This window comes from Propylenella binzhouense (assembly GCF_009866965.1).
Taxonomy (GTDB): domain Bacteria; phylum Pseudomonadota; class Alphaproteobacteria; order Rhizobiales; family Afifellaceae; genus Propylenella; species Propylenella binzhouense.
Map to the genome: position 1 here is coordinate 1 of NZ_SPKJ01000161.1, position 5,900 is coordinate 5,900.

Genomic DNA, 5,900 nt, shown 5'->3' on the forward strand with positions numbered 1-5,900 from the left:
CGCCGCAATCGCCGGTGCTGCGCCGGCCCCGGTCCCGTTCGGGGCATTGGTGTCCTGCGCCGCCGCCACGGCCGGCGCGCCGAGAAGGGCGAGTGCCGCCGCCGCGGCGAGAAGGTGCCGCCGCATCATCGCGCCGCCTCCGCCATTGCGCCCGCGCCGGCGTGGCGCGCGGGGTCGTGGACGAGATGGACGAGCCAGCCGACGAGGCCGAGCGCCATGAACGCGATCAGGAAGCGCGATTCAAGGAAGTAGGCGGCCGCGGCCGTCCCGAAGATGTCGAGCAAGGCGAGCACGAGGAGCAGGCCGCGCACGAAGCGGGGCGCATGGCGAGCGAACGCGATCACCAGCGCCGCCAGGAGAAGGAGCGCCGTCGAGACCAGCACGAGATAGGCGCCGCCGGTGAAGGCGATTCCGTTGCCGCTGCTGAAGGCGTTGATCGCGGCGGTGACGAGCCCCGCAAGCGCCGCGACGAGCAGGATCCAGGCGCCGGGAGATAGTGGGCGCCGGTGTGCCTCTGCCATCCTCTCCTCCTTGTGAAATGCGGGTGTGGAATGCGGGCGGCTGGTCGGGGACACGCCTGTGCCTTGCCCGCTGGACAAGAGGGTGAACGGAAGGTGCGGGGCGGGGTTCCCCCTCACGCCCGCCCGTGGCGCGGGCGGAATGTCGCGGGGTCGCCCGCGCGCCGGGCGCAGCGCTCAGACGCCCGCCTCCTCGTTGCCGGCCTGCGAGCGCAGGATCCGGTCCCGCATCGTCGTCAGCTCGTGTCGCATCCATTCGATGTCCGCCGCTTCCAGTTCCGCCGCGCTCGCCGCCGCCGCGCCGCGCTTTTCCGGCATGCGCCGCGCCTTGCCGCGCGCGATCGAGCCCCGCAGCCGGACGAGCGCCTCGAGCAGCTTCACGATCGCCGCATGGTCCGGCTCCGCCGCGCAGATCATCCGTTCCAGCCGCGCAAGCTCGGTCAGGAAGACGGCGTCGAGGCGCCGGTCCGTCTTCTCGGCCCGGTCGAGCGTCCTTCGCTTCATCGCAGCCCCGCAGCCGGGACGCCGCGCCCAGCCTTCCGCCTCGATCCGGCGGCGGAGCTCGGATTGCCTCAGCCCGAATTCCGCCAGGATCGCCCGCACGGGGCACGCACGGGCCTCGTAGGCCTTGCGCACGGCGGGCCAGTCCACCTGCCGCTCCGGCGCACCGCCGAACTGCGCGGGGACGCGCGGCCTTTCCGGCGGGCGCATCCGCCAGCCGGCAGCGAGGGCGCGCCGCTTCAGCTCCCAGCCGGAGTGCCCGAACCGGCGGCATATGGTGTCGATCGGGGTCGCGAAATCCTCCCAGGCGGCACGGACGGCCTCCCAGTCGGTCGGCGGAGCATCGGGATAGCGGACCATGGACCCTCCGGCAGGTGCGGATCGCCGCCGCGGGCGGCCTGCCTCACGTCTAAACCCGGCCCGCGCGACCGCTGGCACGGCCGGCTCTTTTCCCCCCGCCCGTGCCGTTCCTGCCCTTGCCGGGCCGGCTCGCGTGATACGCGTCAGGGCCGCAGCGCTTGGCGGGCGGGCGAAGCGCGGGCGGCCCCTGTAAGACCCTGCCGTCAAACCGTGCCCGGCTGCTCCGTCTGCCGGAAGAAGCCCGCCAGCGACGCCGCCAGGGCCTCCGGCGCCTCCTCCGCCACGTGGTGGCCGCTCTCGATCCCGCGGCCCTCCAGTCCGGCGCCGGCCCAGGGCCGCCAGACCGCGCGCGGATCGCCGTAAAGCGCCGCCAGATCGTCGCGGAGCGACCAGAGCACGAGGAGCGGCATGGCGAGCCTGCGCCCCGCCGCCCGGTCGGCTTCGTCATGCGCGCGGTCGATGCCGAGCCCCGCCCGGTAGTCCTCCAGCATGCCGTGCACGGTGGCGGGATCCCGCGTCGCGGCGCGGAAATCCGCATGGTTCTCCGGGCCCATCGCCGCCGGATCGCCGCTGTACCAGGCGTCCGGATCGGCGAGGATCGCGCGCTCCGGCTTCTCCGGCACGGCGAAGAAGAACCAGTGCCACCAGGCCTGCGCGAAGCGGGCGTCGCAGCGGGCGAGCGCGTCTCCGATCGGCACGGCGTCGAGGATGGCGAGGCGGCTCACGCGGTCGGGATGGTCCATGGCCGTCCGGAACGCCGTATAGGCGCCGCGGTCGTGTCCTGCGAGCGCGAAGCGGTCGAAGCCGAGCCGCTCCATCAGCGCCACGCAGTCGCGCGCCTTCGCCCGCTTCGCCGAGCCGGAATGGTCATGCGTATCGGCGGGCTTCGAGGATGCGCCGAAGCCGCGCAGGTCCGGGCAGACGACCGTGAAGTGCTCCGCGAGGAGCGGCGCCACCCGCCACCAGGTCGTGTGGGTGCGGGGATGGCCGTGGAGGAGAAGAACCGGCGGTCCCTTGCCGCCGTGCCGCACACGCAGGACCGCCTCGGGCAAGGCGATCCTTTCGAGCGTGAAGCCTTCGAACATCGCACCTCCCTTCCGCCTTCCCCGGCGGAACGCGGCGCCGGGCGGCCGCGCTGTCCCGCGCGGCCCGGAGCCGGCCGGCCGCGCTTTCCCGCCGGGTCAGTACAGGCTCGTACGTTCGGACGCCAACTCCCGGAGCTCGCGGACCTTTTTTGCCCGCTTCATAAGCGTGATCAAGGAAGGGACCGGCGCTCGCGCAACCGCGGTCCCCCCGTGCCGTTGTCGCCGTGCCAGCGAGTCTCCCTCCCCTCGACGGCCGGTCGGCACGGTGCGCTCCGGCGCACCGTGCCGACGCGACTTCCGCCGCTCGCGGCCGTGCGCCCGGCGCTCGTCCCGTCCCGCCGCTCGTCCCGTCCCGGCGCGCAACCGCTCGTTCTGTCCCGATCGCGGTCGCTTGCTCCGTCCCGGCGCGCAACCGCTTGTTCTGTCGTCCTGCCCGGGCTCGACCCGGGCATCCACGGGCCTCCGATCCGCTTCGCCGCCCTCTGGATCGCCGGATCACGTCCGGCGAGGAAAACGGAGCGGCGGGGCGCCCGCGGGCCGAACGTCGCATTGCGGTCCGCGCTTCGGTGAATATCCTATATGGCCGACGCATCTTTTCCGGACGGCCATGTCGATCACGATCCTTCCGGCCGCGCCCTCCCCGCGCGCGCCGCTTCACCCCGAGATCACCGAGGCGCTCATCAGGGACGTGGTGGACGCCTTCTACGGCCGCATCCGGCAGGACCCGCAGCTCGGACCCATCTTCGAGCGCGAGATCGGCGAGCGCTGGGACGAGCACCTGCCGAAGATGTATGCCTTCTGGTCCTCGGTGATGATGCTGACCGGGCGCTACAAGGGCCGGCCGGTGCCGGCGCATGCGAGGATGAGGGGTCTCACCGCCGCGGATTTCGAGCGCTGGCTGGCACTTTTCGGCGAGACGGTCGGTGAGCTGTGCCCGGGCGAGGTGGCCGCCCTCTTCCGCGAAAAGGCAGGGCGGATCGCGCAGAGCCTGCAGCTCGCGCTGTTCTTCGATCCCGCGGCCATCGCGCCGCGCCCGGCCTGAAGGCGGGCGCGGTTCGGACCCGCCGGCAATCGCCATTTGAGCCCTGCCTGCTGAGCCCTGCCTGCCGGGCAATGCCCGCCGGACCCGCCGCTCAGTCGCGGCCGTGCTGCGCCCGCCGCGTCATCGGACCGGGACCGCGCATGTAATGTCGCTCCGGGTGATAATCGGACGCGAAGCGGTCGCGGATGGTCCTGAACCCGGCGCTGACGGCACGAACAATCCGGGCAAGCATGGTCAGCTCCTGCAGATTTCTCTCACGGCGGGCTAGCGAACAATCAGGATTGTAATACGATACTATTGCAGGATTGTTTCATCTGCCCCGGAAATGTGATGCGTGGCGGGCTTGCCCTTCCCGCCCGGCGGCATGATCCTCGGCCCGACCAGACGCGGCGAGCGCGCGCCGAACCATCGGCAGGTCGGGGGCGGGACGGCGATGCGGGACTACCGGCTCTACAGCTTCTGGCGTTCGCAGGCGGCCTATCGCGTCCGCATCGCGCTCCACCTGAAGCGCGTGGCGGCGACGATCGTGACGGTGGACTTCGCGAGCGGTGAACAGCGGTCCGAAACCTACCGCGCCATCAATCCGAACCTTTCGGTCCCCGCCCTTTTCGTCGACGACGGCGCGCCGCTCGTTTCCTCGCTCGCCATCCTGGATTATCTCGAGGAGGTCCACCCGGACCCGGCGATCCTTCCGGAAGGGCCGCGCGACCGCGCGCATGCCCGCGCCCTCGCCCACGCGGTCGCGGTCGACGCCCATCCCTTCATCGTGCCGCGCGTCCGGGACTATCTCGAACAGCAACTGGGCGCCGGCGCGGCGGCGCGCGCGCAGTGGATCAGGCACTGGCTCGACCGCGGACTCGACGTCGCGGAAGCGATGCTCAGCGGCGATGCCCGGACGGGCCGCTTCTGCCTCGGCGGCACGCCGACCATCGCGGACATCTGCCTGGTGGCGCATATCACGAGCGCGAAGATGCTGTTCGACTACGATCTCGGACGCTGGCCGACCGCAGGCCACATCTACCAGACCTGCATGACGCTGCCCGCCTTCCTGGAAACGCACCCGCTCCGCCAGCCGGGCGCCCCGAGCGAGCTCGAGGCGCGGCTGCGCTGATCAATCGTGCGCCGGGCCCGGCCCGCCCTTCGCCCGGCGGGCGCGCCGGGCGAACATGTTGAGCCCCTCCACGAAGGCCGAGAAGGCCATGGCGGCGTAGACGTAGCCCTTCGGGATGTGCGCGCCGAAGCCCTCGGCGATCAGCGTCGTGCCGATCAGGAGGAGAAAGCCGAGCGCGAGCATGACGATCGTCGGGTTCCGGTGAATGAAGTTCCCGAGCGGATCGGCCGCCACCAGCATCACGCCGACCGCCACCAGCACCGCGATCACCATGACGGGGATGTGGTCCGTCATGCCGACGGCCGTGATGATGCTGTCGATCGAGAAGACGAGATCGAGCAGCAGGATCTGGGTGACGGCGGCGCCGAAGCCGATCGTCGCCGACCGCTTCTCGAACATGTCGTCGCCCGGATCGGGATCGACATTGTGATGGATCTCCTTGGTCGCCTTCCAGACCAGGAACAGGCCGCCCGCGATCAGGATGAGGTCGCGCCACGAAATGCCGTGGCCGAACAGCGAGAAGAGCGGCGTCGTGAGCTGGACGATGAAGGCGACCGTGCCGAGGAGCCCGAGGCGCAGGATGAGCGCCATGCTGATGCCGAGACGGCGCCCGCGCGAGCGCTGCGCCTCAGGCAGCTTGTTCGTCAGGATCGAGATGAAGATGAGATTGTCGATCCCGAGCACGACCTCCATCGCGATGAGGGTCGCGAGCGCCGCCCACACGGCGGGATCGGCGGCGAGACTTGCAAGGTAATCCACTGGGCCTCTCCTCTTTCTCCCGCCGACATCGCAGCCGGTTTCGGCTGCCAGAGGGGCCCGGTCGGGTCGCCTCCATCTAGGGCCGTCCCCGCGGCTGCTCAACAGGGCCCGGACTTCACGACCCCGTGATCCGGAGCGCCCGGGCCGAGAAGCAGGAGATCGGTAACCCTGCCGGGAAATCCCCGCTCCGGCCGGCACCCGCGCCGGAACCGGAGGCGGATCCGCCGCGTCGCCCTTCATACGTGTTCGGGAGGACCTTCGATGCAACGGATGGCACGGCTCCTCGCGCTTGCGCTTCTGGCCGCAGGACCGGCAGGCGCGGCCGCGCAGACGGCACCGGCCCCGCCCCGCGACGACGCCGATTCCACGACGGTCAGGATGACGGTCGCGCCGGCGCCGCCGGAGGAGGAGACCGGGGAAGCCCGGCCCGGCCCGGCGGAGGCCGGCGCCGCCGAAGCCGCGACATCCCGGTCCCCGGCCGCTCCGGCTGGAAACGCGGCCGCCGGTCCGCAGGCCGCGCCGGC

General features: G+C 71.6%; 7 protein-coding genes and 1 pseudogene. 3 read left to right on the top strand and 5 right to left on the bottom strand.

From position 1 onward, the window contains the following. Positions 1–125: 125 nt before the first annotated feature. The 3 genes from E4O86_RS22065 to E4O86_RS22075 all read right to left on the bottom strand — a co-directional run bounded on the left by E4O86_RS22065 (position 126) and on the right by E4O86_RS22075 (position 2,464). The gene (locus E4O86_RS22065; RefSeq protein ID WP_161142704.1) at positions 126–521 is read right to left on the bottom strand and encodes a hypothetical protein; all 396 of its coding nucleotides are present in this window, start codon (positions 519–521) and stop codon (positions 126–128) included. Positions 522–695: 174 nt separating this feature from the next. Further along, positions 696–1,379, bottom strand: coding sequence for a hypothetical protein (locus E4O86_RS22070; protein ID WP_161142705.1), 684 nt, complete (start codon positions 1,377–1,379; stop codon positions 696–698). Between the two features lie 203 nt (positions 1,380–1,582). Beyond that, positions 1,583–2,464, bottom strand: coding sequence for an alpha/beta fold hydrolase (locus E4O86_RS22075; RefSeq protein ID WP_161142706.1), 882 nt, complete (start codon positions 2,462–2,464; stop codon positions 1,583–1,585). A 607-nt stretch (positions 2,465–3,071) separates the two neighbouring features. Here E4O86_RS22075 and E4O86_RS22080 point away from each other — a divergent pair. Beyond that, entirely contained in the window at positions 3,072–3,506 is a 435-nt protein-coding gene (locus tag E4O86_RS22080) for a group III truncated hemoglobin (protein ID WP_161142707.1), read from the top strand. A gap of 91 nt (positions 3,507–3,597) precedes the next feature. On the opposite strand, the gene E4O86_RS23310 is transcribed toward E4O86_RS22080, so the two are convergent. After that, positions 3,598–3,738, bottom strand: a complete 141-nt coding sequence (locus E4O86_RS23310) for a hypothetical protein (protein ID WP_205521044.1) — start codon at positions 3,736–3,738, stop codon at positions 3,598–3,600. A 102-nt stretch (positions 3,739–3,840) separates the two neighbouring features. Between E4O86_RS23310 and maiA the strand changes: the two genes are divergently transcribed. After that, entirely contained in the window at positions 3,841–4,617 is a 777-nt protein-coding gene (maiA, locus tag E4O86_RS22085) for a maleylacetoacetate isomerase (protein ID WP_343039218.1), read from the top strand. On the opposite strand, the gene E4O86_RS22090 is transcribed toward maiA, so the two are convergent. Then, positions 4,618–5,376: a TerC family protein gene (locus E4O86_RS22090; protein ID WP_161142708.1), complete on the bottom strand. Its 759-nt coding sequence runs from the start codon at positions 5,374–5,376 to the stop codon at positions 4,618–4,620. 261 nt (positions 5,377–5,637) lie between these two features. Here E4O86_RS22090 and E4O86_RS23315 point away from each other — a divergent pair. Further along, positions 5,638–5,900 (top strand): annotated as a pseudogene (locus tag E4O86_RS23315) (hypothetical protein); the annotation flags it as partial.

Bases quoted from the DNA above. Each gene is read 5' to 3' on its own strand.
- E4O86_RS22065 (WP_161142704.1), bottom strand. From the start codon at position 521: ATGGCAGAGGCACACCGGCGCCCACTATCTCCCGGCGCCTGGATCCTG.
- E4O86_RS22070 (WP_161142705.1), bottom strand. From the start codon at position 1,379: ATGGTCCGCTATCCCGATGCTCCGCCGACCGACTGGGAGGCCGTCCGT.
- E4O86_RS22075 (WP_161142706.1), bottom strand. From the start codon at position 2,464: ATGTTCGAAGGCTTCACGCTCGAAAGGATCGCCTTGCCCGAGGCGGTC.
- E4O86_RS22080 (WP_161142707.1), top strand. From the start codon at position 3,072: ATGTCGATCACGATCCTTCCGGCCGCGCCCTCCCCGCGCGCGCCGCTT.
- E4O86_RS23310 (WP_205521044.1), bottom strand. From the start codon at position 3,738: ATGCTTGCCCGGATTGTTCGTGCCGTCAGCGCCGGGTTCAGGACCATC.